This window comes from Pseudomonas orientalis, from assembly GCF_001439815.1.
Classification (GTDB): Bacteria; Pseudomonadota; Gammaproteobacteria; order Pseudomonadales; family Pseudomonadaceae; genus Aquipseudomonas; species Aquipseudomonas orientalis.
On the sequence record NZ_JYLM01000002.1, the window covers coordinates 104,812 to 127,868 of the forward strand.

The window sequence follows — 23,057 nt, forward strand, 5'->3', positions numbered from 1 at the left end:
CTTATCCATGTAAGTAGTTACACGAATTGGCCCGCGCCTTGAGGTGGGTCATTGTAGGGAAAGTCCGGTTCAAGAACAGAAGAAATTGATTATGCCTGTTGATTGCGTGTCTATCGTTGCCGCTGGTCATTCGCGTTTTGGTCGCTTGGAAGGCACTACGCTGGAGGATCTGATTGTTCAGGTCACGCGTGAGGCCCTCAGCGATGCCGACCTCGAGGCGTCGCAGATCGACGCGCTGTTCCTGGGTCACTTCAATGCCGGGCTGGTGCCGGATGGGTTTGCCGCTTCGTTGCTGCTGCAGGCCGACCCCGGGCTGCGCTTCAAGCCGGCCACGCGCTGTGAGAACGCCTGTGCATCCGGTTCGGCGGCGATCCAGGCCGGGGTCAACGCGATCCTGTCCGGCAGCGCCGAGTTGGTGCTGGTGGTGGGCGCCGAAAAAATGACCCACACCTCCACGGTCGCCGTCACCCAGGCGCTGGCCGGCGCCGGTTACCAGAACGATGCCGCCGAGGCCGGCCTGAGCTTCCCGCAACTGTTCGGCCGCGCCGCGCGTCAATACGCCGAGCGCTACCACAGCCCGCTGGGCTCGATGGCGGCGATCGCTACCAAGAACCACTCCAATGCCATGGCCAACCCGTTGGCGCAGATGCACCGGGAGATGAATTTCGAGCACTGCAACAACGTGTCCCAGAGCAACCCGTTCGTGGCCGAGTCGCTGCGCCTCACCGATTGCTCGCTGATCAGCGACGGTGCTGCGGCGATCATCCTGGCTTCACCCAAGCGGGCGCGGGCGTTTCGCCGCGATGTACAGATCCGTGCGATGACCCAGGTCAACGACACCTTGCCCATCGCCCAGCGTGACATCCTCGCGTTTGAAGGCCCGCAGCGAGCGATTCATGGGGCGCTGCGCGGGGCGAATGTGACCCTGGCCGACCTGAGTTTCGCCGAGGTGCATGACTGCTTCACCATCGCCGAGCTGCTGATCTACGAAGCCATGGGCCTGGCGCCCAAGGGCGAGGGGCACCGTGTGCTCGACAGCGGCGTGGTGCGCGCCGGTGGGCGCTTGCCGGTGAACCTTTCCGGTGGGCTCAAGGCCAAGGGCCATCCCGTCGGCGCGACCGGCGTTTCGATGCATGCCCTGGCGTTCCGGCAATTGACCGGCGAACCGATCGGCCTGGCGGTGCCCAATGCCGAATTCGGGCTGGTGTTCAACATGGGTGGCCTGGCGGTGGCCAACTACGCCTCGGTCCTGCATGCGCGCCGGTACTGACCCATGAACATTGCCAACTGGTTGCACGACACCCAGCGTCGCGACCCGCAACGCCCGGCGCTGTTCGACGGCTCCCGGCAAGTGGCCGATTACGCCACCTTCACCGCCCATGTGCGCCAGCGCGCCGCGCAGTTGGTGGAGCAGCACGGCCTGCAGCCGGGGGATGCGGTGGCGGTGCTGATGAAAAACAGCTGCGACTACCTGGAGTTGCTCTACGCCATCTGGTGGATGGGGGCGGTGGCGGTGCCGATCAACGCCAAGCTGCACCCGACCGAGGCGGCGTGGATCGCCGATAACGCCCAGGCCCGGCTGATCTTTACCGATGGCGGCCGGGTGTTTTCGTCGCGCGATCTGCCCCAGCGCTGCACGGAGGTCGATGGCCACGCGCTGCCGCCTGACCTTGGCAGGCCGACGCTTGCGCAACCGGTGCCGCGCCAGGATCACGACCTTGCCTGGCTGTTCTACACCTCCGGCACCACCGGGCGGTCCAAGGGCGTGATGCTGTCCCATGGCAATCTGGTCGCCATGTCGCTGTGCTACGCCACCGATGTCGACCCGGTAAGCGCCGACGATGCGGCGCTGTATGCCGCGCCGATGTCCCATGGCGCCGGGCTCTATAACTTCATTCATGTACGCTGCGGCGCGCGGCATGTGGTACCGGCGTCCAACGGTTTTGACGCCGCCGAGCTGTTTGGCCTGGCGGCCGAGCTGGGCCGTGTTTCGCTGTTTGCCGCGCCAACCATGGTCAAGCGCATGGTCGAGCAGGCGCGGCGCCAGGGCTACGGCGGCGAAGGTATCAAGACCATTGTCTACGGCGGTGGCCCGATGTACCTGGCCGACTTGCGCGACGCCGTCGACACCTTCGGCGCCCGCCTGGTGCAGATCTACGGCCAGGGCGAGAGCCCGATGACCATCAGTGTGCTGCCCCGTGGGCTGATTGCCGACCGCCAACGCCCCGACTGGGCGACTCTGGCCGCCTCCGTTGGTTATGCGCAAGCCTGCGTGGAAATCCGCATTCTCGATACCAAGCACCAACCGCTGCCCACAGGGGCGCGCGGCGAAATTGCCGTACGTGGCGCCACGGTCATGCAGGGTTATTGGCGTAACCCCGAGGCCACGCGCCAGGCCTTGGTCGACGGCTGGTTGCTGACCGGTGATATTGGCTTTCTCGACCCCGCCGGTTACCTGACCCTGACGGATCGCTCCAAGGACGTGATTATCAGCGGCGGCAGTAACGTGTACCCGCGTGAAGTCGAGGAAGTGCTGGCCCAGCATCCCGAGGTGTTTGAAGTCTGCGTGGTGGGCGAGCCGGACCCGCAATGGGGCGAGTCGGTGGTGGCGTTCGTGGTGACGCGCAGCGGCCGGCCCCTCGACGAAGGCGAACTCGGCGCATGGTTCACGGCGCGCATGGCGTCATTCAAAAAACCGAAGAAGTACGTGTGGCGCAACGAGTTGCCCAAGAACAGCTACGGCAAAATCCTCAAGACCGACTTGCGGCAATGGCTCAAAGCAGCGAGTATCGCCGCGCTTTAGCATGGATCGACAAACAGACAAGGAGTCCCCTCGATGGGCAATCACGCGCAAGACACTGTCCGCAAACGCCGCCGTGCGTTTCTCGGTGCCACCTCCGGCCACTTGATCGAGTGGTACGACTATGGCGTCTACGGCTTTCTTGCCGTCTATATCGGCCAGGCATTCTTCGTCTCCGATGACCCCACCACCAGCCTGCTGGCCAGTTTTGCCGCGTTCGCCCTGAGCTTCTTCATCCGGCCCCTGGGCGGGCTGTTCTTCGGCCCGCTGGCGGACAAGATCGGCCGGCGTAAAACCCTGATCATGGCGCTGGTGATGATGACCGGCTCCACGGTGATGCTCGGGTTGTTGCCGACGTACGCGACCCTGGGCATCGCCGCGCCGATCCTGTTGATCCTGGTGCGCTGCGTACAAGGCTTCTCGGCGGGCGGTGAAATCGGCACGGTCACCAGCTTCATTTCCGAATACGCCGGTCCCGGCCGACGCGGCTTTGCCACCTGCTGGTTGATGGTCACCGCCGTGCTTGGCCTGCTGCTGGGCGGCGCCGTGGCCAATGGCATGACCTGGGTGCTGGGCGCCGACATGATGCAGGCGTGGGCCTGGCGCGTGCCGTTCCTGATCGCCGCGCCCCTGGGCTTCATTTCCATGTACATCCGCCTCAAGCTCGAAGACAGCCCCGAGTTCCTGGCCCTGCAACGCGCCGGGCAAACCTCGCGCGCGCCTCTGCGTGAAGTCTGGCAGTGGAAGCGTGCGATTGCCCTGGTGTTCTTCATCATCACCTTGCACAGCTCGATCTTTTATCTGGTGCTGACTTTTGCCTCGACCTACATGGCCAAAATTCTCAAGTTCGACAGCGGCACCACCTTGCTCTACGTGTTCGTCGCCAGCTTCTCGGCCGCCTTCGTCATGCCGTTCGGCGGCGCCTTTACCGATAGGTACGGGCGCAAGCCGTTCCTGATGGTGATCGGCACGCTGGCGACCCTGGCGATGTTCTGGCTGTTCAAGATGGCCCCCACCGCCACCCCCGCAAGCTTCTTCGCGCCGTTGATGGCGGTGGCGATTCTGTTCGGCCTCTATGCTTCGTCCACCTATGCGCTGATGAGCGAACTGCTGCCCACACGCATCCGCTCCACCGGGATTGCCGTGGCGTACAACGTGCCGGTTGCGGTGTTCGGCGGCAGCGCGCCGCTGATCTCCACCTGGCTGATCAAGGTGACCGGTGACATCACCTCGCCCTGGTACTTCTATGTGGCGACCGGGTTGGTGTCCTTGATCGCCTTGGTGCTGCTGCGCAAGGAGGACTTCGTGGCCGGCACCAGCCCTGCGGCAGCGCCTGCAGGGGCGGCATTGGCTTGAAGGCGTGGTAGTCGGGCGTTGCATCGACGCGTTAACTGCGCCAGGCTTGGCAGCCTGATCCCAGCGGAGTGAATGGCGTGCAGGCTACCCGTTTGACCCTGATCTGCCATGCGGCCACGGCGGCGCAGAAACAGGCACGCTTTGCCGATGACGAGTCGCTGCTGATGGACTGGCAAGGCGCCCAGTCATCCTTGGCCGGTCGTTATCCCAAGGCTGTGCGCCTGGTGTGCGGGCCGGAGGTGCGAGCTCGGCAGACGGCGGCGTTGTTCGGCGCGCAGCCGCGCATCGAACCGGCCCTGTGCGACCTGAACCTGGGGCACTGGAAAGGCCAGGCGATCGGCGATCTCGACAGCAGTGAGATGAACGCCTGGCTCACCGACAGTGCCGCCGCACCCCATGGCGGCGAGACGGTGGGGCAGTTGTGCACGCGGGTCGGGGACTGGATCAAGGCCCAGGAAAGTCAGCCCGGCCACGTGCTGGCGGTGACTCATCCTTTCGTCATCCGCGCCGCGCTGCTGTACGTCATGCAGTGCCCGGCCTCGATGTTCTACCGGATCGACGTTGAACCGCTGTCCCACACCGAGCTGCGCTTCAACGCGGTCTGGCGCCTGCGTCTGGAAACTCACGCCTGATGCCCCGATCATGGCAAAATCCACGCCCCGCAATGAGAGCAACCCATGAAACGCATCCTGATCATCGGCATCGGCGCCGGCAACCCTGACTACATCACGATGCAGGCCGTGAAGGCGCTGAACCGCACCGACGTGTTCTTCCTGATGGACAAGGGGCAGAGCAAGGACAAGCTGATCGACCTGCGGCGTGAAATCTGCGAGACCTACATCACCGAGCCCGGCTATCGCTTCGTCGAGGCCGATTGCCCCGAGCGCGCACGCGGTGATATTGACTACACCACCGCCGTGCGCGACCTCAACCGCGACAAGCAGCAGACCTTCGAACGCATGATCAACGAGGAAATGGCCGACGGAGAAGTGGGCGCTTTTCTGGCCTGGGGTGACCCGGCGTTGTACGACAGCACCATTCGCATTCTGCAGGCGATCCTGGCTGACGGTCGCTGTGAGTTCGAGTTCGAGGTGATCCCCGGCATTACCAGCGTGCAGGCCCTGGCGGCCCGGCATAAAGTGCCGTTGAACCGGATCGGCAAGTCCATTGAAATTACCACCGGGCGGCGCCTGGCGGCGGGGCAGGCGAGTGATGCCGACACGCTGGTGGTGATGCTCGATGCCGAAGATTCCTACCGCAGCGTGGCTGATCAAGACATGGATATCTACTGGGGTGCCTACCTGGGCACGCCGGACGAGATCCTGATCAGCGGTAAAGTGGCGCAAGTGGCAGAAGAAATCGAACGGGTACGCAAGGCGGCGCGCCTGGAGAACGGCTGGATCATGGACACCTATTTGTTGCGCAAACCCTGAGGTAAACCCAATGCTCAAACAGCTTGCCCTCGCGTTGGCCCTGGTGGCCGGAGCCGCTCATGCCGATAACGGCTTGCACACCGACTTGCCGTTGTCCTACCTGGAACAGACCCAGGGCGATGCGCGCAACCAGCCGTTGGTGATTTTCCTGCATGGTTTTGGTAGCAACGAGGAAGATTTGTTTGGCATCAAGGACGCCTTGCCGTCCACCTGGACCTACCTGTCGGTGCGTGCGCCGCTGCCGGTGGAGCCGCGCGGTTATCGTTGGTTTACCAAGACCGATGAGCCTGAGTACAACGGCCAGACCGATGAACTATCCAGCAGCGCCCGGCTGATCAAGGACTTTGTGGTCAAGGCCACCGCCAAGTACCACACCCAAAGTGATCGGGTGTTCCTGGTGGGGTTCAGCCAGGGCGCGATCATGTCCTATGAGGTGGGCTTGCGCAGGCCCGAGCTGCTGCGTGGCATAGCGGCTCTGAGCGGCAGTGTGTTGCCGGTGCTCAAGGCCGAGCTCAAGCCGAATGACGCGTTGGGCAAGCTGGCGATCTTTATCGGCCATGGCACGTTGGACCAGGCGCTGCCCTATGCCTCGGGAACGCGGGCGAATGAGGTGTTGGAGGGGATTGGGTTGAAGCCGGAATTTCATGGGTATCCGGGGATGAATCATACGATCAGCGAGGCGGAAGTGCAGGACTTGAAAGCCTGGCTGGAAAAAAGTTTGAAGTGAAATGCAGTTGAAAATGTGGGAGGGGGCTTGCTCCCGATAGCGGTGCTTCAGTCAAAGATATTGCGACTGACACACCGCTATCGGGGGCAAGCCCCCTCCCACATTGGTTTTGTGTCGCTTGGGAGATTGGCTTACTTGCCGCCGGTAATCTGCTTGACCAGCGCAGCATGCCCCTTCACGTCATCCGCCCGCGATATCGCCTGGATCACCAGCAACTGATTGCCGGACCCGCCGAGAAAGGTGGAGTTCAAGGTCTTGCCGCCGCCCTGGGTCGCGGTGCTGTCGACCTGGCGCAGACCGAGGCCCTTGTAGGTGAGTTTCTTCTCGTTTTGCTTCTTGAAGTCGGGCAGGGCGGCGCTCTGGTTCTTGACGAAATCGGCCACGGCGCCGTCGAGGAACTGCGGGTCGTTATCCTGGATGGCTACCCCATCGTTGCGCACGGTTTCGGCGACGATCACCACACTTTTCGTGGTGGCGTTTGCGTACAGGGTGCCCTGGGTGTCGGCGGTGCCATCTTCGGCTTTGCCGGAGGGCAGGGTGTCGGCGGTGTAGGCCTTGGGCAGGTTGAAGGTGAACTTGCCGCCCAGGGTGGAGATGGTTTGCGTGGTCGCCTTGGAGGCAGCCCATACGCTGCCGGCGGTAAGCGCGAGGGCCAGCAGCAGTGCAGTCTTGGTGAACGTGGCCATGAAGCGCTCCAGAGATGAACGAAATTGCGGCGTATTCTGTCAGAAAATTCGCAAGATCGTTCACCTGCAGCCTCACACCTTGTCGGACTCTTCTTGCAGTCGATCCATCTCAAACAGGCGCGCCAGCTCGGTACGGGCTTCCTGGGCGGTCTGCATGACCTTGGCCGCATCGTCATACACCGCATGCTGGGCGGCGAGGACTTGCTGGTCATGGGCCCTGAAACGGTCGATGCGTGCATCGGCCTGGGCCTGGCTCAAACCGAGGCCGACCAGGGTGCGGCGGCTCATCTCCAGGCTGGAATAGAACGTTTCACGCACCGGCGAGGCGTCCAGGTCCACCAGGCGGTGTACGTGCTGGCGGTTACGCGCGCGGGCGATGATCTTCATGTGCGGGTAGAGGTTGCGCACCAGTTCGGCGGTCTTGATGTTGATCTCGGGGTCATCCATGGCGATCACGAAGAACTCCGCCTGGTCGACCTTGGCCGCATGCAGGATTTCCGGGCGTTGCGGGTCGCCGTAGAACACCGGCATGCCGCCGAAACTGCGGGTCAGTTCGATGGTTTCCACCGAGGTGTCCAGGGCAATGAACGAGACGTTCTGCGCGCGCAGGATTCGCGCGACGATCTGGCCCATCCGGCCCATGCCGGCAATCACGACACGCGGCGCATCGCCTTCGATGGCGCGGTATTCCTCGGGCACGTCCACCGGCTTGACCTTGGTTTTGAACAGCTTCGGGCATATCAGCAGCAGCAACGGTGTGACGGCCATCGACAGGGTGATGGTCAGCACCAGCACGTCGTAGAGGTGCGGTTCGAACAGGCCCTGGTCGCGACCGATCTTGAACACCACGAAGGCAAACTCACCACCGGCCGCCAGTACCACGCCCAGGCGCAGGGCGCTTTCGCGATTGAGCTCACCCGCCATGCGACCCACGGCGTACAGCAGCGGCAGTTTCAACCCGATCAGCAGCAAGGTCAGCCCGATCACTACCAGCGGCGTGCTGAGCAGCAGGCTGAGGTTGGCGCCCATGCCCACGCTGATAAAGAACAGACCGAGCAGCAGGCCCTTGAAGGGTTCGATCTGGGATTCCAGTTCGTGGCGGTATTCGGAGTCCGCCAGCAGCAGCCCGGCGAGGAAGGCGCCGAGGGCCATGGACACGCCCACCAGCTCCATCAACCAGGCGGTGCCGATCACCACCAGCAGTGCGGTGGCGGTGGATACTTCGCGCAAGCCGGTCTTGGCGACGATGCGAAACACCGGGCGCAACAGGTAGCGCCCGCCGATGATCACCACGGCAATGCTGCCCAGTATCTGCAAGACGTGCTGCACGCCCTGGGCTTCGCTGGTCGGATGATCGCTGCCGGCCAGCAGCGGCACCATGGCGATCAAGGGGATTGCCGCGATGTCCTGGAACAGCAGGATCGCAAAGGCCAGGCGCCCGTGGGGTTGGTTGAGTTCCTTGCGCTCGGCCAGGCTTTGCAGGCCGAACGCGGTGGAGGACAGCGCCAGGCCCAGGCCCAGCACAATCGCGCTGTTCCATGACTGGCCAAACAGCCACAGCGCCACCACGCCCATGACCAGTCCGGTGAGCAGCACCTGGGCCAGGCCGACGCCGAACACTGCCTTGCGCATCACCCATAAGCGTTTGGGCGAAAGCTCCAGGCCGATGATGAACAGCAACAGCACCACGCCCAATTCGGAGAACTGCGCCACGCTTTGCGGGTTGCCGATCAGGCCCAACACCGATGGGCCGATGATCACACCGGCGAACAGGTAGCCCAGCACCGCGCCCAGTTGCAGGCGCTTGGCCAATGGCACGGCCAGCACGGCAGCGAACAGGAACACCACGGCTGCTTGTAACAGGTTGCCTTCATGGGGCATTGCAAACTCCATTGTTTACTTGGATCAACTGCTGACGCCCTGCATGGGCGAGGGCGCTATTAGAGCGCGTTTTCACATTTTGAAACTTGTATTTTTGATGCGACGATCAACGGATGCTGGGTGAAAGCCCGATTTACAGGGCGCTGACAATGTCGCGTGCCGAGCGGTCCTCGCTTGGCGACGCTTGGTGTTTTCATCTCGGCTTGATTGGCTCTTTGTTACCATGACAGTCCCTTGCCACCAGGAGTCACCGGCCCATGCAGCACCAGTGGGATGAAATGCACCGCACCCGCAAGCCCACGTTCGTCCTGTGCGGCGAGCCTCAGGGGGACGTGCTCAATCTCTATGTTCACGGTTATTCGGCGTTTTTCAGCCAGCAGCAATTGGCTGGCTTCAAGGAACAACTGGCGGGCATTGAAGGCTCGACCAACCTGATGTTGTTCTGGCCGGCGGGGCACTTCCTGGAAAACCTGTTTGCACCCTTCAAGGAAGTGATCGCCTCGATGCTGGGCGGGGGTGGCCTGGGCGCGGCGACGGTGGGGGTGGGCAAGGCGATTGCCTACTTTCTCGACCATTACAAAAGTGTCGAGGCGCGGGTCGATGAAGTGGCCAGGACCTTGCTGCCCGAGCTGGCGAGCTACCTGCACGCCGAATCGCTGCAGGTGCGACAAATCAATCTCATTGGGCACTCCCTGGGTGCGCGGATCCTGGTCAAGAGTGTGCTGGCCAGCCCTGAAGTCGCCCATGAACTGCCGTTGAACAATCTGTTGCTGATGGGCGGGGCGATCTGTACGTCGAGCCCTTGGGAGGCGGTGACGGCACCGCTCCAGGGGCGGGTGATCAATTGCCACTCCAGCAAGGACTGGGCACTGGCAATGAAGCCGGACACCGAGCGGTGCATTGGCCGCTATGCCATCGCGGTGACGCCGGCGCTGAAGGCCAAGGTCACCAATGTTCACTTGGCCAGCTTCGACCATGCCGCCTACTGGCCGCAGTTGAAAACGGTGGTGCAGTACACCGACCTGCTGCAGGAGCGTCGTGGCCTGATCCGCGCCGACCTGCGCAGCAGTGAAGTGCGCTTTGCCGAAGAGGACGCGGACTTGTTTCCGATCCTGGCGCAGGCGCGACCGGATGAGTTGAAGTTTCTTGCCGAGCTGATGGCGCAAAAGCGCAGCGCCTCGATTGATGCCAGTGTGCGCGAACCGCGCAAGCTCGCTATCGAGTTGCAGCGCATGGGTGGCGACAGTTTCATGAACCTGGCCCGTGGGCACGGCGTGGCCTATCGCCAGATCGCCGAAGCGGTGGCGCAACGCCTGGGCATCAAGTTCGACGATACCGTTGCCAGCGTTGCCCTGGCGGATATCGAAGCGCAGGTGGCGGAAAAACTGATCGAGCAGTACCAGGACAAACTCAGCACTGCCGACCGCCAGGCGTTCGACGCCGAACTCAAGGCCGCGATGCAAAAAGAGCAAGGCGTGTTCACGCGTTTCAACATGGGCCGTTCGGCCACCACTGCGTTGAGCGGCACGGCATTGGCCGGGCTTACCGGGTTTATTGTGCGGCGCGGCGCCGCCACGGCGATTCCGGTGGTGGGCCAGGCGGTGGCGGCCGCGATGTTGCTGGTCAGCGGCGTACGGGCGTTTTCCGGGCCGGCTTATTCGATCACGACCCTGGCGGTGCTGGTGGTCGGCGTGATTCGCCAGCGCCTCGAACGTGAGGCACTGAACCAGGAGCTGGGCCTGGTGGTGCAAGTGGTTGAAGCGTTTGACCTGCCTCGGGAGACGGTGATGCGCACGGTCGCGTCGGACTGCTAAGCTGGCGCCCTGACTTGTGTGTTTGCCTGGGATACCGCGTGAAATTCAGCCTGCCGAAAATTGCTACCGCCCCCTTCTGCCCGCCGGAAGTGGCCGGCTCCGTTGTCGTTGACCCCAAGGCGTCGTTCTTCAAGCGCGTGCTGATGTTCGCCGGACCCGGCCTGTTGATCTCCATCGGCTACATGGACCCCGGCAACTGGGCGACCGCCATCGAAGCCGGGTCGCGCTATGGCTACAGCCTGTTATTTGTGGTGTTGCTGGCGAGCCTCGCGGGGATGGCGGTGCAGTGCCTGTGCTCGCGGCTGGGTATCGCTACCGGTAAGGACCTGGCGCAACTGTGTCGCGAGCGCTACAGCAAGCGCTCGGCGCGCACCCAGTGGGCGTTGGCGGAGATTTCCATCATCGCCACCGACCTCGCCGAAGTGCTCGGCTGCGCCCTGGCATTTCACCTGCTGCTCGGTGTGTCGCTGACCACCGGTATCGTCATCACCGCCTTCGACACGCTGTTGATCCTGGCCTTGCAGAACCGTGGTTTCCGCCGCCTGGAAGCAATCATGCTGACGCTGGTCGCGACCATCGGCGTGTGCTTTTTTATCGAACTGGTGTTGATCAAACCCTACTGGCCGGACGTGCTCAGCGGTTTCACCCCATCCCTGTCGGCCATCAGCGACGCCGCGCCGCTGTACCTGGCCATCGGCATCCTCGGTGCGACCGTGATGCCGCATAATCTTTACCTGCACAGCTCCATTGTGCAGACCCGCATGATCGGCAAGGACCTGGCCAGCAAACAGGACGCGGTCAAGCTGGCGCGCATCGACACCATTGGCTCGCTGGCCCTGGCCCTGCTGGTCAACGCGGCCATCCTGGTGCTGGCGGCCGCCGCGTTCTACAAGACCGGCCATACCGATGTGGTGGAGATCCAGGACGCCTATCATCTGCTCGACCCGCTGGTGGGTGGCGCGTTCGCCAGTGTCCTGTTCGGCATCGCCTTGCTGGCCTCGGGCCAGAGTTCGACCTTCACCGGCACGATTGCCGGGCAGGTGATCATGGAGGGCTACCTGAACCTGCGCATCCCGTGCTGGCAGCGCCGCCTGATCACCCGTGGGCTGGCGCTGATCCCGGCGTTTCTCGGGGTGTGGCTGATGGGCGACGACGCCATCGGCAAGCTGCTGATTCTCAGCCAGGTGGTCCTGAGCCTGCAGTTGCCCTTCGCACTGTACCCGCTGATTCGCATGACCGGCGACAGGCAATTGATGGGGCCGTTCGTTAACCGCCTGCCCACGCGGATGCTGGCGTGGTTTCTGTTTGCGGTGATCAGTGGGGCGAATGCGTGGTTGATTGGGCAGTGGGTGTTCTGACTTACCCGTCTGCTGCGCGGCTGTGGCCTAGACCAGGATTGCGAGAGGGCTGTACTGGGCAACCTGCGCATCAGAGGTCAACAGCTTCATGGGTTCACTGATTGCCGTGGCGACAATCAGCCGATCAAAGGGATCTTTGTGATGTGGCTCGAGCTCCTTGACCGCAATCGCGTGCTCTGAGGTAATCGGCAATTCGATAAACCCGCTCTCCACACAGTGGTCACGAATTTCGTCCAGATCGACAGCGAGCTTGCCCACGCTGACCTTGATGGCCATTTCCCAGAAGGTCGCCGCGCTAACATACACATCGGCGGCATTTTCAATCAATCTGAGCGCTTTGCTGGATAACCTCGGATCATCATTGAGTGCCCAAAGCAGAATATGGGTATCCAGCAGTACCCTCATGAATGGACACCTTCGAAGGCATCCAGCAGATCTTCTGACAGTGGCGCGTCGAAGTCTGACGGAATGACCAGCTTGCCTTTCATCGCGCCGACTCGCCGAGCTTTGGACTTACCGATAGGAACAAGCTGCGCCACTGCGCGCCCGTGCTTGGCGATGGTAATGATTTTGCCGGCGGCAGCTTCATCAACCAGTTTCGACAGATTATTTTTTGCCTCGCCCAACGGTATGATGGTCATTTGGTTTTCCCCGTGTTTGGGCCAAATATAGCCAAAACTACGTGAGCTATCAAAAACGGCCAAACCACTTGCTGAAGCCGCCCGTTCAATGGGCGACGGTTTGCAGTACATGACATCCATGGCATTACTCCAAATAGGTTTTGCCGAAAGTCTGCCGCAGCTCGGCGCACCAGGGAATGCTGGCCCGGAAAAACAGAATGAGCCTACATTCTTCTTTAGGAATTCTCCCTCGCAGACGCCTGTTCAAAAGTCAGGAAACTCACCGATCCCAATACGGCACCGTCCCAAAACACTCCACAAAATAATCAATCACCGTGCGCACCTTCAGCGACAGCCTTCGGCTGCCGGGCCACAGTGCCGCGATCTGCTGGGGCTCCAGGGTGGTCGCCACCTCGTACTCGGTCAGCACTGCCTGCAAGGTGCCGGCGCGCAGGCTCTCGCCTATCAGCCAGGAGGGGAACACCACCAGCCCCAGGCCCTGTTCGGCAACGTGGGTCAGGGTATCGGCGTGGTTGCCGGTGATCGGACCTTTGACGCTGTAGGCGCTCCAGTCGCCCTGGTTGCCACGCAAGAACCAGCGCTCCTGGCCTTTGATGCCCTTGTAGGCCAGGCATTGGTGATTGACCAGTTCGTCGGGGTGGCTTGGCGTGCCGTGTCGCGCGAGGTAGGCGGGGCTGGCGGCGAGGCGAAAGCGTTGCGGTGCGAAGATTCGCGCCTGCATGCTGGAATCATTGAGTACGCCAATGCGAAACAGCAGGTCGGTGCCGTCTTGCAACGGGTCGACGAAGGTGTCGGTTTGCTGGATATCCAGTTGCAGCTTCGGATAGCGTCGGCACAGTTCCCCCAGCCACGGCGAAAGGTGGCGCTGGCCGAAGACCATGGGCGCATTGATGCGCACCAGTCCGCTGGGTTCGCTGTCGTGCTCCTGCAGGGCCTGGCTCGCAGTCTCCAGTTGCTCGAGCATCAACCGTGCATGGCGCCCGAGCAGGCGTCCAGCCTCGGTGGGGCTCACGGCGCGGGTGTGGCGGTACAGCAGCTGCTGGCCGAGGGCTTGCTCCATCAGTTGGATCTGCCGAGAAATGGACGAGGGCGCGAGGCCTTCGCGGCGCGCTACCTCAGAAAAACTGCCATGGTCCAGCACCGCGACGAACAGGCGCAGCGCTTTGAAACTCAACTCGTTCAAACCCTGCATCGTGTCTCCATGCTGTGCGTTATGCGCAAAGGTGTTGTTCGCATGCTGCCATTTATCGCACAAATCGACCACCGGATAATGCGCCCACGTTTTTTCTTGAAGCACGGGTGATGTATGCAGGCACGTTCTATTGAAGGTTCGGCACTAACCAGGCCGAACCGAAACATTCTTCGGTTGCTGTTGCTGCCGTTGGTCATCCTGGCAGGCATGGGCCTGTCGGTGGAGGCCGGTTTGCTCGGGCCTTTGGGAGTGCAGGTCGGGCATCTATGGGCGACTTTGAGCATCTTCGGCGTCGGCTCGGCGATCCTGTTTCTGCTGTTGCTGTTCAGCGGCCCGCAAAAGGGCCCGGCGTTCACGCAATTGCCGCGCTGGCAGTTGATCGGCGGTTTCCTGGGGCCGATGTACGTGGTGGTGCTGACCCTGGCGACGCCCCATATCGGTGTGGCCATGACGATGATTGCGATCCTGTCCGGGCAGGTGGGCAAGAGCGTGCTGATCGACCATTTCGGCTGGTTCGGCACGGCGCGCAAGCGGGTCAATGTGGAGCGCTGGATAGCGCTGGCGTTGATCGTGGCGGCACTTGTTCTGATTGCACGAGGGTAATGCGATGAATCTGATTCTGTTGTTGGTTTTGGTGGTCGCCGCAGGTGCGGTCTTGAGTGCGCAGGCCGCCATCAACGGCCGCCTGGGCCAGACCGTTGGGGTGTTGCGCAGCAGCCTGCTGACCTTTGCGGTCGGTGCACTCACCACCGCGCTGCTGATTTTTTTCTTCGAGCCCGCCCAGGCTGTCAGTTTGCTGGAGGTGCCGAAATGGCAACTGACCGGCGCCCTGTTTGGCGTGGTGTACATGATGGTAATGGTCGGCGCGGTGCCGGTGGTCGGTACGGCGGTTGCCACGGTGGCGGTGATCGTGGGGCAATTGGGCATGGGCATGCTGATCGACAACTTCGGCTGGCTGGGCAACCCGGCAATCGAACTGTCCGGCAGCCGGATCGTGGCGATGCTGTGCCTGGCCCTGGCCCTGGTGTTCATGTACCGCAGCAATACGCGCCAGGCTGACTGACGGCGCTGAACCTTGACGCCGCACCTGGAGTCACTGCTTAAGGTGTGGCGTTCGCCACACCGTGACGACCATGAAGAAGGAGTCTGACCATGCCGGATCAAACCTGCGCCTGCCCACACTGCAAATGCGTACTGGGCGTCGACGCGATAATGAAGGACGGTAAGGGCTACTGCTGCCAGGGCTGCGCCGAGCATCACCTGCACGGTGAGCCCTGCGCTGCGGCAAACGACTGCGAATGCGCCAAGTCGGCCGCCAACGCGAACTAAACCATCCAATGTGGGAGGGGGCTTGCTCCGATAGCGGAGTTTCAGTCACTGAATCTGTGCCTGAAACACCGCAATCGGGAGCAAGCCCCCTCCCACATTTCTGATCTGCATCAGGCTTCTGGGACGCCTTTTTCCCAGGCCGTCCAGTTGTTCAAAATCGCCTGTACCAGCGGATTGCCGGTGCGGTACAGGTTCTCCAACGCCGGTACAAACCCACCCTGATCGGCGTACTTGAGCAGGTTGTCCACTTCGCTGTAGCCCGGATACGGGCGGTCAAAGTCGGAGCCCGCACGCACCACCGCCAGGCGCTGGATATCTACCAGCCCTTCGCGACTGGCGCGCAGCAGCGCTTCATAGGTGGAATTGTCTTCCTGCTGGGTGGTGCAGTATTCGCCTTTATTGTCCGTCAGCAGCTTGGTCCACACCTCTGCGCGTTCGCTCAAGCGGGTGCCGGAGAACCAGGTGTTGCCCGCCAGGGTGTCGCAGCGTGTGACCTGTGGCGGCTGGTTGGCCGGGGCGGCGGGGTAGTGCTTGCGCCAGGCGGCGGATTCCTTGCTTTCCGTCAGCTCCACTGTGTGCGACAAGGCAAACGCCTTGGCCTGCAGCTTCGGGTTGAGTTCGAACACTTCGGTCTTGTAGTCCAGCGGCGGTTTTTCATTGGGCCCCTTGGTGTTGATGCCGATATAACCCGTCGGCCAATCCTTGGGTGCGTCCCGTGAGTCCAACTCCCACTGTGTGCCGAACTCCACCAGGTAATGCGCCCAGGCGGTCGTACCGATGGTGCCGTGCTTGGGGCTGATACCGGCAATCCCGGCGATCAGGAAATAACTCTGGCGCAGGTCGAACTTGGGCGACAGCGCCAGCGCCAGGGTCGAAGCAGCGGCGTTGGTCTGGCCCATGCCGGTCACGAGCAGGCACACATCCTGAGTGTTGCAGCGAATCGTCGGATACTCGGCGGACAGGCCCGGTACGCGCACCTGCTGCTTGAGTTCCAGGCGATCGATCCAGGTTTGCGCCTCGGGTGCGAACATGGTGATCAGCATCACCTTGGGTTTGATCGGTGCAGCGTTGTCCGCCAGCACCATGTGGGGCAGCAGGGCGAGGCCGATGGCTATCGACAGTCGGGTAAAAGTCTTCATTTGCAGCTCCTTGATCAGAATTGGTAGCCCACGCCGGCGTAGTAACCCCAGCCGTCGGAGCGGGCGCGAAAATTGCCTTCGCCGAAATTCAACTCGCTGCCATCCTCCCAGTTGCCGCCGTTATGGAAGTAACGGCCGACCAGGGTGAAGCGCAGGTGGGTAAACGAGTACAGCAACACGTTGGTCGCCACCAGAGAGTTGGCGGTGCGCGCCGGGTTGTCCTTGTGCAGTTCCGAGCCGAAATCGTAGTTGGTGAAGCCGATATAGGTCAGCGAGGCACCGTTGTCGAATTTGCCGATGGGCACGATGTATTTCATCTGCGCACGGTAGCCGTCCCAGGAATATTCATTGCTGGCACCGTAGTTTTCCCACTGGTAGCGCCCGTAGAAGTTGGCTGACAGGTTGACTCGCGAGTGGGTGTCGATGTCGGTGCCAAGGCCGCTGTACAGGGTGTTGGCGCGATTCTCCTTGTTGCTGCCATGGTCGTAGATCCAGTCGAACGCCACATACCATTCCTTGAACGGCCCGATCGCCAGGCTGCGCCCGGCCAGGTAGTCGATGGAGATACGCGGCTCGTGTTCCATGAACACCGGCGAGCCATGGTCCCACACGCCTTTGTCGTTACTGTTGCCGATGCCGAGGATCTTTGGCACGTCGATGTAGCCGTACAGCTCGAACGGCCCCTTGCGGCCGAAGTACTCGTATTCCAGGTAAACGTCATCCTGGGGCTTGGGGCCGAAGCTGATGTCCTTGCTGCCAATCAGCGTCAGGTCCTGATTGAACCATTCGGACAGGTAAACGCCTTTTTTCGCCGGCGGGCTGGCCTCGGGGCTGAGGGTTTCGCCCTGTGCCGAGTCATCCGCGGGTTGGTCGTGCGCCAAAATGGGTGCACTGAGTACTCCCGTAACGGCGGCCAGTAGCAAGGAAACACCAAAGCAAGCACGGGGCGTTGAGGTGGGGTGCATTGAAAGTCCCTGTTCGTACGCGGTTTGAACCCGATTGCTCGGGTGAGGTGAACCTGGCGGCCAAGTTCGTTGCGCAAACGTTTGCACAGGTTGTACCAACTTTATTCAATAGCTTGAATCAGCTTGAAAAAGTCTGAAATAACCGTCTTGTCGATCAGAAATGACTGGGTGTCATTTGTTCGAGTGGGCTGCCCAGATGGCACCGGTCTCGCGCCGATATTCACTCGGCGTCTGGTTCATCTCGATCCGAAAATGCCGGTTGAAATTGGACAGATTGGCGTAGCCCACTTCAAAACAGATGTCCGCCACCGACCTGTCGCTTTGCAGCAGTAACCGGCAGGCGCGCTGCACGCGGAATTTGCGCATCAGCTCGATAAAGCCGTGGCCGGTATTACGCTTGAAGAAACGCGAGAAGCCCGGTTCGCTCATGTCCAGTTGCCGGGCGATGTCCGACAGGCGTACGTCGCCGCTCAGTTCTCGCATCAGGTAGTCGAACGCCTTGTTGATGCGTTCGGCGCTGCGCGGGTCCAGGGTCGGCGCGTAGCACGGGCTGGCCAGCAGCTTGATTTGTCGGGGCGGGGCGTTCTTGAGGGTGTCGAGCAGTTGCAGGAACAGGACCAGGCGTTGCAGGCCCTGGGCGTCGCCGATGGCTTCCATCATCCGGGCCGCCTGCGCCGCTGTTTCACCGGTGAACTCCAGACCGCGCCGCGCCTGTTCAAACAGCGGCTGCAAGTCGCCGAGTTCCGGCAGTGCCTCGCGCAGGGCAAGGAGGGCGGCGCCGTCGAATTGCAGCACCACGTCGCGACCGCGCTGGTACTCGCCGGGGGCCAGGTCGCCAATCCAGTCGTGGGGCAGGTCGGGACCGATCAACGCGACATGCCCGACACCGAATGCACCGATATAGTCGCCCGCCACCAGCTTGCCACTGCCGTGGCGGATCAGGTGGATTTCGAATTCGGGGTGGTGGTTCCAGCGCGCGAGCTCGATCGGATAGTCATGTTCAAACCAGCGAAAGCAGTGCTGCGGCTCGGGCAGGATCACTTCACGTTCGGCGGGGCGCTGCTCGAACAGGGTGCGGACGGGCATGGCGCTGCCTCTTGTGCGTTGGATACCGCCAAAATACGCGCCTCGTCAGACACAGCGCTACCCACGGTGTCACTGGGCACTGATACTTTTTTGCATCCTTGAGGCCGGTTAAAAAAGTATCGGTCGAGGGTCTGCGGTGCGTTTGTGAGAAAACGGCCGTAGCTGCTGTAATCGAGCCTGTTAAGTAGCCGAAGTGATTGCAGAGGATATCGCCATGAAACGACTTGAAGGTAAAAGCGCGCTGATCACCGGATCGGCGCGCGGCATTGGTCGCGCGTTTGCCCAGGCTTATATCGAAGAAGGCGCCACCGTCGCCATTGCCGATATCAACCTGCAGCGCGCCGAGCAGACCGCTGCCGAGCTGGGCCCCCAGTCTTACGCGGTGGCGATGGACGTCACCGACCAGGCCTCCATTGACGTGGCAATTGCCACCGTGGTTGCCCGTGCCGGCAAGCTGGATATCCTGATCAATAATGCGGCACTCTTCGACCTGGCACCCATTGTCGACATCACCCGCGACAGCTATGAACGCCTGTTTTCGATCAACGTCGCCGGGACGCTGTTTACCCTGCAGGCCGCCGCGCGGCAGATGATCCGCCAGGGCCATGGCGGCAAGATCATCAACATGGCCAGCCAGGCAGGTCGACGCGGCGAGGCGCTGGTGGCGGTGTATTGCGCGACCAAGGCGGCGGTGATCAGCCTCACGCAATCGGCGGGGCTGAACCTGATCAGGCAGGGCATCAACGTCAATGCCATCGCGCCGGGCGTGGTGGACGGTGAGCACTGGGATGGGGTGGATGCGCTGTTTGCCCAGCACGAAGGCCTGGCGCCGGGCGAGAAGAAGAAGCGGGTAGGGGACGAGGTGCCTTACGGACGCATGGGCACGGCTGAAGACCTGACGGGCATGGCAATCTTCTTGGCGTCGAAAGAGGCTGACTATGTCGTCGCACAGACCTACAACGTCGATGGCGGCAGTTGGATGAACTAGCGGCCTGCACCGATCAACACGGTGGGGGCGAACAAGCATTCCAGCCGTTGATACTCGTCGTCGAGTCACTCGGCAAAGCTGCGATCAAAAAAGTAGACCTGCCCCGGCTTCAGCATTTCCACCGTCGCCTGGGGCCGGCCACCTTCACCCTGCTTCTTGCGCCCGGTTTCACGCAAATACCCCGCCTCAGCCAGCTTCAGCAAACGCTGGCGGATACTGGTCTTGAGCACCGGCCGGGCGAGCACCAATGAAAAAATCGTAGTCGCCTGCGGTGCGCTGAACTCACGCCCCAGGAACATCAACGGCAGGCTGCTGTACAACGATTTGGAAAACAATCGCTCCTGCACGGCCGCCACCAGGCTGTTGTGATCGAACGGCAACTTGATACTGCCATCGGCCACCGCATTCAGGGAAAACCAGGCCTGATGGTCACCCAGCGCGACTTCGTCGGCCACGATCCCCAGGTAATAAGTGGACGACGACCAGCAGCGCGGGTCGCGAAACGCATCGCCCACGGTGCCCACCTGTTCGCTCCAGACCAGCTCGAGGCCGACCTTGTCACTGCAGCGAAGCCGCTCCACCGCATCCTGCAGGCTCAGGTCCTGCACATCGCCGTTGACCACCACACCCGGCAACGCCCAGTGTCCGGCAAAAGGCTCGGCATCGCGCTTGTTGAGCAGCAGCTTCAATTCTCCGCAGGCACGGCAGTAACACAGCACGCACAAGTCGACGGTGTGCAGGTAGGGGCTCAATGGCATATGAAGTCCTTCTGGCAGCGGTGAAGCACAGTCTAACCCTTCGAACAGATATGTCATGTACTTGAGCTCAGGCAGGTAGAAAAATACTTGTTGCCACGAAAGTACATGACGTGTACTTTTGTTTCCAGGCCACCGGAGAATCACCATGACCCTCGCGAAAACCGCCATTGCCTCATTCGATGTGGACGCCCAGAAGAGTTTCACGCCGTTGTGTCCCGACGAATTGCCCGTCGCCGGGGGCGACCTGATCGGCGCCGAACTCAACTACATGGCCAGCCTTGCCGGACGCCGCATCGGCAGCAAGGACGCCCACACCCCGCAGGCGCCCTGGGTGGTCGCGCAGCACAGCCAGATGCTGCAACCCACCGGCCTGGCTCACGCCGATGTCACCTGGGTCAGCCACTGCGTGCCGGGTACCGAGGGCTTCACCTTGCTGGATGAATTGCCCAGTCCCTATGACTACGACTACTTCGTCTGGAAGGGCGTTGAACCCGACCTGCACCCCTACGGCGCCTGCTACCACGACCTGCACGACAAACTGTCGACCGGCGTCATTGAATACCTCAAGGCCCAGGGTATCGTCCGCGTGCTTGTCGGTGGCCTGGCCCTGGACTATTGCGTCAAGACCACCGCCTTTCAACTGCTCAAGGCTGGCCTGCAGGTGGTGCTGCACCTGCCGGCGTGTCGAGGGATCACAGAGGAAGGCAGCGTGCTGGCTGTCAATGAGTTGCTCAAGGCCGGTGCCGCCATCAGCCGCACCCGCGAAGAACTGGCCGCGATGGCCGCGCGTTAAGGAGACCTACCATGGAAAGCGCCTATGACGACGAGTCCCCGGTCATCCAGGGCTTGCTCGACACCGATTACTACACCTTCACCATGATGCAGGCGGTGCTGCACCAGCATCCCAATGTGGATGTGGAATACAACTTCATCGTCCGCTCCAGGGAAAAACTCGGGCACCTGATCCCGCAGTTGCGAACCGAGCTGGAAAAGCTTGCCGGCCTGCAGATGCGTGAAGGCGAGCTGCGCTTCCTGTTCAACCCGCGCTTTCGCGAATACCTCACGCCGGATTACGAGCGCTTCCTCGGGCTGTTTCGCTTCAACCTGCGCTATATCCATGTCAGTGAAGTGGACGGGCAATTGAACATCCGCGTGATCGGCCCGATGCTGCATTGCATCATGTTCGAGCAACCGGTACTGGCGCTGGTCAGCGAGCTGCGCAACCGCGACAAGTACCCCGACGTGACCCTCGAGGATGTCACCCGCAAGCTCTACCAGAAGTTCGACTGGCTGGAGAAAAACCTCAGCCGCGACGAGCTGGCCGACCTGCGCGTTTCCGACTTTTCCACGCGCCGGCGCCTGTCATTCAAGGCCCAGCGCGAGGTGGTGGACATCATGCGCCGCGACTTCCCCGGCCAGTTCCTCGGTACCAGCAACGCACACCTGGCCTATGAATTCGACTTGCCGCTGATCGGCACCATGGCCCACCAATGGCTGATGGTGCACCAGCAATTGGGGCGCCTGCGCGAAAGCCAGAACGCCGCACTGGAAAACTGGGTGCGTGAGTACCGTGGCCGTCTCGGTATGGCCCTGACCGATTGCATCAGTACCGATTTTTTTCTCAAGGATTTCGATCTGTACTTCGCCAAGCTCTACGACGGCCTGCGCCAGGACTCCGGCGACCCCATCGTGTGGGCCGACAAGGTACTGGCCAAATATAAGGAACTCGGTATCGACCCCATGACCAAAGACCTTATGTTCTCCGACGGTCTGAATTTCGAAAAATGCCTGCCGATCCTGCGGCACATCCGCGGCAAGGCCCGGTTCGGCTTCGGCATGGGCACCAGCCTTGCCTGCGATGTGGACGGCGTGGAGCCACTGAGCATCGTGATGAAGCTGGTGCGGGTACACGGCGAGCCCGTGGTGAAATTCTCCGATGATCCGGTGAAGAACGTCTGCGAAGACCCGTCGTTTTTGCAGTACGCGGCACAGGTATTCAACGTTGGTAACGTGGAGGTATGACATGCACACTCAAGAACGCATCGCCCGTGAGCTGAACGTCGATCGCTCGCTGGTCGCAGGCGGCGAGCCCCGGGAAATTCAACGGCGCATCGATTTCATCAAGACGACGTTGCGCGCCTCCGGCTGCAAGGCGCTGGTGCTGGGTATCAGCGGCGGTGTCGACTCACTGCTTGCGGGCCGCCTGTGCCAGCTGGCGGCGCAGCAACTGCGCGACGAAGGCTACGCCGCGCGCTTTATCGCCATGCGTCTGCCTTATAAAACCCAGGGCGACGAACACGATGCCCAGGCTTCGCTGGATTTTATCCTGCCGGACCATATCGACACCCTCGACATCGCCGCCAGTGTCGACGGCCTGATGGCCAGCCTGGCCGCCGCCGAAGCCAGTGCCGCGCAGCTCGATTTCATCAAGGGCAACGTCAAGGCCCGTGTGCGCATGGTCGCGCAGTATGCGGTTGCCAACCTGCACAATGGCCTGGTGGTCGGCACCGACCAGGCGGCCGAAGCGTTGATGGGGTTCTTCACTAAATTCGGCGACGGCGCCTGCGACCTGGCGCCGTTGTCCGGCCTGACCAAAACCCAGGTGCGCCTGCTCGCCACCACCCTCGGCGCCCCGGCGAACCTGGCGCAAAAACCGCCCACCGCGGATCTTGAAGAACTGGCGCCGGGGAAACTCGATGAAGACGCCTACGGTTGCTCCTACGACGAGATCGACGCGTACCTGATGGGTGAGCCGGTGAGCGAGCGGGTGAGGGCGATTGTCGAGGAGGCGTATGGCAAGACGGCGCACAAACGCGCGCTGCCGATTGCCCCGCAGTAAGCGCGGGCTGCAAGCTATATCAGGAAGTGTCTGGCTATGAAATGGAATTTTTCCTACATTCTTGA

The 23,057-nt window shown here is 61.8% G+C and carries 24 protein-coding genes; 15 read left to right on the forward strand and 9 right to left on the reverse strand.

The window, feature by feature from the left end:
- Positions 1-91: 91 nt before the first annotated feature.
- From TU82_RS04915 to TU82_RS04940, 6 genes are all read left to right on the forward strand, one after another.
- Positions 92-1,270, forward strand: coding sequence for an acetyl-CoA acetyltransferase (locus TU82_RS04915; protein WP_057722008.1), 1,179 nt, complete (start codon positions 92-94; stop codon positions 1,268-1,270).
- A 3-nt stretch (positions 1,271-1,273) separates the two neighbouring features.
- Positions 1,274-2,803, forward strand: a complete 1,530-nt coding sequence (locus TU82_RS04920; RefSeq protein WP_057722009.1) for a class I adenylate-forming enzyme family protein — start codon at positions 1,274-1,276, stop codon at positions 2,801-2,803.
- Positions 2,804-2,836: 33 nt separating this feature from the next.
- Positions 2,837-4,156, forward strand: coding sequence for an MFS transporter (locus TU82_RS04925; protein ID WP_057722010.1), 1,320 nt, complete (start codon positions 2,837-2,839; stop codon positions 4,154-4,156).
- A gap of 77 nt (positions 4,157-4,233) precedes the next feature.
- On the forward strand, positions 4,234-4,788 hold the full coding sequence (locus TU82_RS04930) for a histidine phosphatase family protein (RefSeq protein ID WP_057722598.1): 555 nt from the start codon (positions 4,234-4,236) through the stop codon (positions 4,786-4,788).
- Positions 4,789-4,833: 45 nt separating this feature from the next.
- Positions 4,834-5,589, forward strand: coding sequence for a precorrin-6A synthase (deacetylating) (gene cobF, locus TU82_RS04935; RefSeq protein ID WP_057722011.1), 756 nt, complete (start codon positions 4,834-4,836; stop codon positions 5,587-5,589).
- A gap of 10 nt (positions 5,590-5,599) precedes the next feature.
- Positions 5,600-6,316: an alpha/beta hydrolase gene (locus TU82_RS04940; RefSeq protein ID WP_057722012.1), complete on the forward strand. Its 717-nt coding sequence runs from the start codon at positions 5,600-5,602 to the stop codon at positions 6,314-6,316.
- Between the two features lie 131 nt (positions 6,317-6,447).
- Here the strand turns inward: TU82_RS04940 and TU82_RS04945 are convergent, their stop codons facing one another.
- Both TU82_RS04945 and TU82_RS04950 read right to left on the reverse strand, forming a co-directional pair.
- Entirely contained in the window at positions 6,448-7,002 is a 555-nt protein-coding gene (locus TU82_RS04945; protein ID WP_057722013.1) for a DcrB/PsbP domain-containing protein, read from the reverse strand.
- Positions 7,003-7,074: 72 nt separating this feature from the next.
- A complete protein-coding gene (locus TU82_RS04950) occupies positions 7,075-8,883 on the reverse strand; it encodes a monovalent cation:proton antiporter-2 (CPA2) family protein (protein WP_057722014.1) in 1,809 nt (602 codons plus the stop codon).
- A gap of 257 nt (positions 8,884-9,140) precedes the next feature.
- Between TU82_RS04950 and TU82_RS04955 the strand changes: the two genes are divergently transcribed.
- Positions 9,141-10,697 carry a DUF726 domain-containing protein gene (locus TU82_RS04955; RefSeq protein ID WP_057722015.1) on the forward strand — a complete coding sequence of 519 codons (1,557 nt, stop codon included), beginning with the start codon at positions 9,141-9,143 and terminating at the stop codon, positions 10,695-10,697.
- Between the two features lie 38 nt (positions 10,698-10,735).
- Complete coding sequence (locus TU82_RS04960; protein ID WP_057722016.1) at positions 10,736-12,055, forward strand: Nramp family divalent metal transporter; 1,320 nt, start codon at positions 10,736-10,738, stop codon at positions 12,053-12,055.
- 27 nt (positions 12,056-12,082) lie between these two features.
- On the opposite strand, the gene TU82_RS04965 is transcribed toward TU82_RS04960, so the two are convergent.
- The 3 genes from TU82_RS04965 to TU82_RS04975 all read right to left on the reverse strand — a co-directional run bounded on the left by TU82_RS04965 (position 12,083) and on the right by TU82_RS04975 (position 13,888).
- Positions 12,083-12,460, reverse strand: coding sequence for a type II toxin-antitoxin system VapC family toxin (locus TU82_RS04965; RefSeq protein WP_057722017.1), 378 nt, complete (start codon positions 12,458-12,460; stop codon positions 12,083-12,085).
- On the reverse strand, positions 12,457-12,816 hold the full coding sequence (locus TU82_RS04970) for a type II toxin-antitoxin system Phd/YefM family antitoxin (RefSeq protein WP_082631965.1): 360 nt from the start codon (positions 12,814-12,816) through the stop codon (positions 12,457-12,459). Before TU82_RS04970 ends, TU82_RS04965 begins: the two co-directional genes overlap by 4 nt.
- A gap of 139 nt (positions 12,817-12,955) precedes the next feature.
- Positions 12,956-13,888 (reverse strand): LysR family transcriptional regulator, encoded by a 933-nt coding sequence (locus tag TU82_RS04975; protein ID WP_057722019.1) that lies wholly within the window; start codon positions 13,886-13,888, stop codon positions 12,956-12,958.
- A 114-nt stretch (positions 13,889-14,002) separates the two neighbouring features.
- Here TU82_RS04975 and TU82_RS04980 point away from each other — a divergent pair, with 114 nt between their 5' ends.
- The 3 genes from TU82_RS04980 (at position 14,003) to TU82_RS04990 (ending at position 15,217) form a co-directional block, all read left to right on the forward strand.
- Positions 14,003-14,491 (forward strand): DMT family transporter, encoded by a 489-nt coding sequence (locus TU82_RS04980; RefSeq protein ID WP_057722020.1) that lies wholly within the window; start codon positions 14,003-14,005, stop codon positions 14,489-14,491.
- A gap of 4 nt (positions 14,492-14,495) precedes the next feature.
- Positions 14,496-14,951 carry a DMT family transporter gene (locus TU82_RS04985; RefSeq protein WP_057722021.1) on the forward strand — a complete coding sequence of 152 codons (456 nt, stop codon included), beginning with the start codon at positions 14,496-14,498 and terminating at the stop codon, positions 14,949-14,951.
- Between the two features lie 89 nt (positions 14,952-15,040).
- Positions 15,041-15,217, forward strand: coding sequence for a metallothionein (locus TU82_RS04990; RefSeq protein ID WP_057722022.1), 177 nt, complete (start codon positions 15,041-15,043; stop codon positions 15,215-15,217).
- Positions 15,218-15,327: 110 nt separating this feature from the next.
- Here TU82_RS04990 and TU82_RS04995 read toward each other — a convergent pair whose 3' ends face one another.
- The 3 genes from TU82_RS04995 to TU82_RS05005 form a co-directional block, all read right to left on the reverse strand.
- Positions 15,328-16,356 (reverse strand): purine-nucleoside phosphorylase, encoded by a 1,029-nt coding sequence (locus tag TU82_RS04995; protein ID WP_057722023.1) that lies wholly within the window; start codon positions 16,354-16,356, stop codon positions 15,328-15,330.
- 14 nt (positions 16,357-16,370) lie between these two features.
- Positions 16,371-17,321: a nucleoside-specific channel-forming protein Tsx gene (locus TU82_RS05000; RefSeq protein WP_057722024.1), complete on the reverse strand. Its 951-nt coding sequence runs from the start codon at positions 17,319-17,321 to the stop codon at positions 16,371-16,373.
- A 171-nt stretch (positions 17,322-17,492) separates the two neighbouring features.
- Positions 17,493-18,407, reverse strand: coding sequence for an AraC family transcriptional regulator (locus tag TU82_RS05005; protein ID WP_057722025.1), 915 nt, complete (start codon positions 18,405-18,407; stop codon positions 17,493-17,495).
- 214 nt (positions 18,408-18,621) lie between these two features.
- Here TU82_RS05005 and TU82_RS05010 point away from each other — a divergent pair, with 214 nt between their 5' ends.
- Positions 18,622-19,395 carry an L-iditol 2-dehydrogenase gene (locus tag TU82_RS05010; protein ID WP_057722026.1) on the forward strand — a complete coding sequence of 258 codons (774 nt, stop codon included), beginning with the start codon at positions 18,622-18,624 and terminating at the stop codon, positions 19,393-19,395.
- A 65-nt stretch (positions 19,396-19,460) separates the two neighbouring features.
- Here the strand turns inward: TU82_RS05010 and TU82_RS05015 are convergent, their stop codons facing one another.
- The gene (locus tag TU82_RS05015; RefSeq protein WP_057722027.1) at positions 19,461-20,153 is read right to left on the reverse strand and encodes an NUDIX hydrolase; all 693 of its coding nucleotides are present in this window, start codon (positions 20,151-20,153) and stop codon (positions 19,461-19,463) included.
- Positions 20,154-20,298: 145 nt separating this feature from the next.
- Here TU82_RS05015 and TU82_RS05020 point away from each other — a divergent pair, with 145 nt between their 5' ends.
- From TU82_RS05020 to nadE, 3 genes are read left to right on the forward strand one after another with little or no spacing between them, the layout of a single operon-like run.
- Positions 20,299-20,946 (forward strand): isochorismatase family protein, encoded by a 648-nt coding sequence (locus tag TU82_RS05020; RefSeq protein ID WP_057722028.1) that lies wholly within the window; start codon positions 20,299-20,301, stop codon positions 20,944-20,946.
- Between the two features lie 11 nt (positions 20,947-20,957).
- The gene (pncB, locus tag TU82_RS05025; protein WP_057722029.1) at positions 20,958-22,175 is read left to right on the forward strand and encodes a nicotinate phosphoribosyltransferase; all 1,218 of its coding nucleotides are present in this window, start codon (positions 20,958-20,960) and stop codon (positions 22,173-22,175) included.
- 1 nt (position 22,176) lies between these two features.
- Positions 22,177-22,992 carry an NAD(+) synthase gene (nadE, locus tag TU82_RS05030; protein ID WP_057722030.1) on the forward strand — a complete coding sequence of 272 codons (816 nt, stop codon included), beginning with the start codon at positions 22,177-22,179 and terminating at the stop codon, positions 22,990-22,992.
- Positions 22,993-23,057 lie beyond the last annotated feature (65 nt).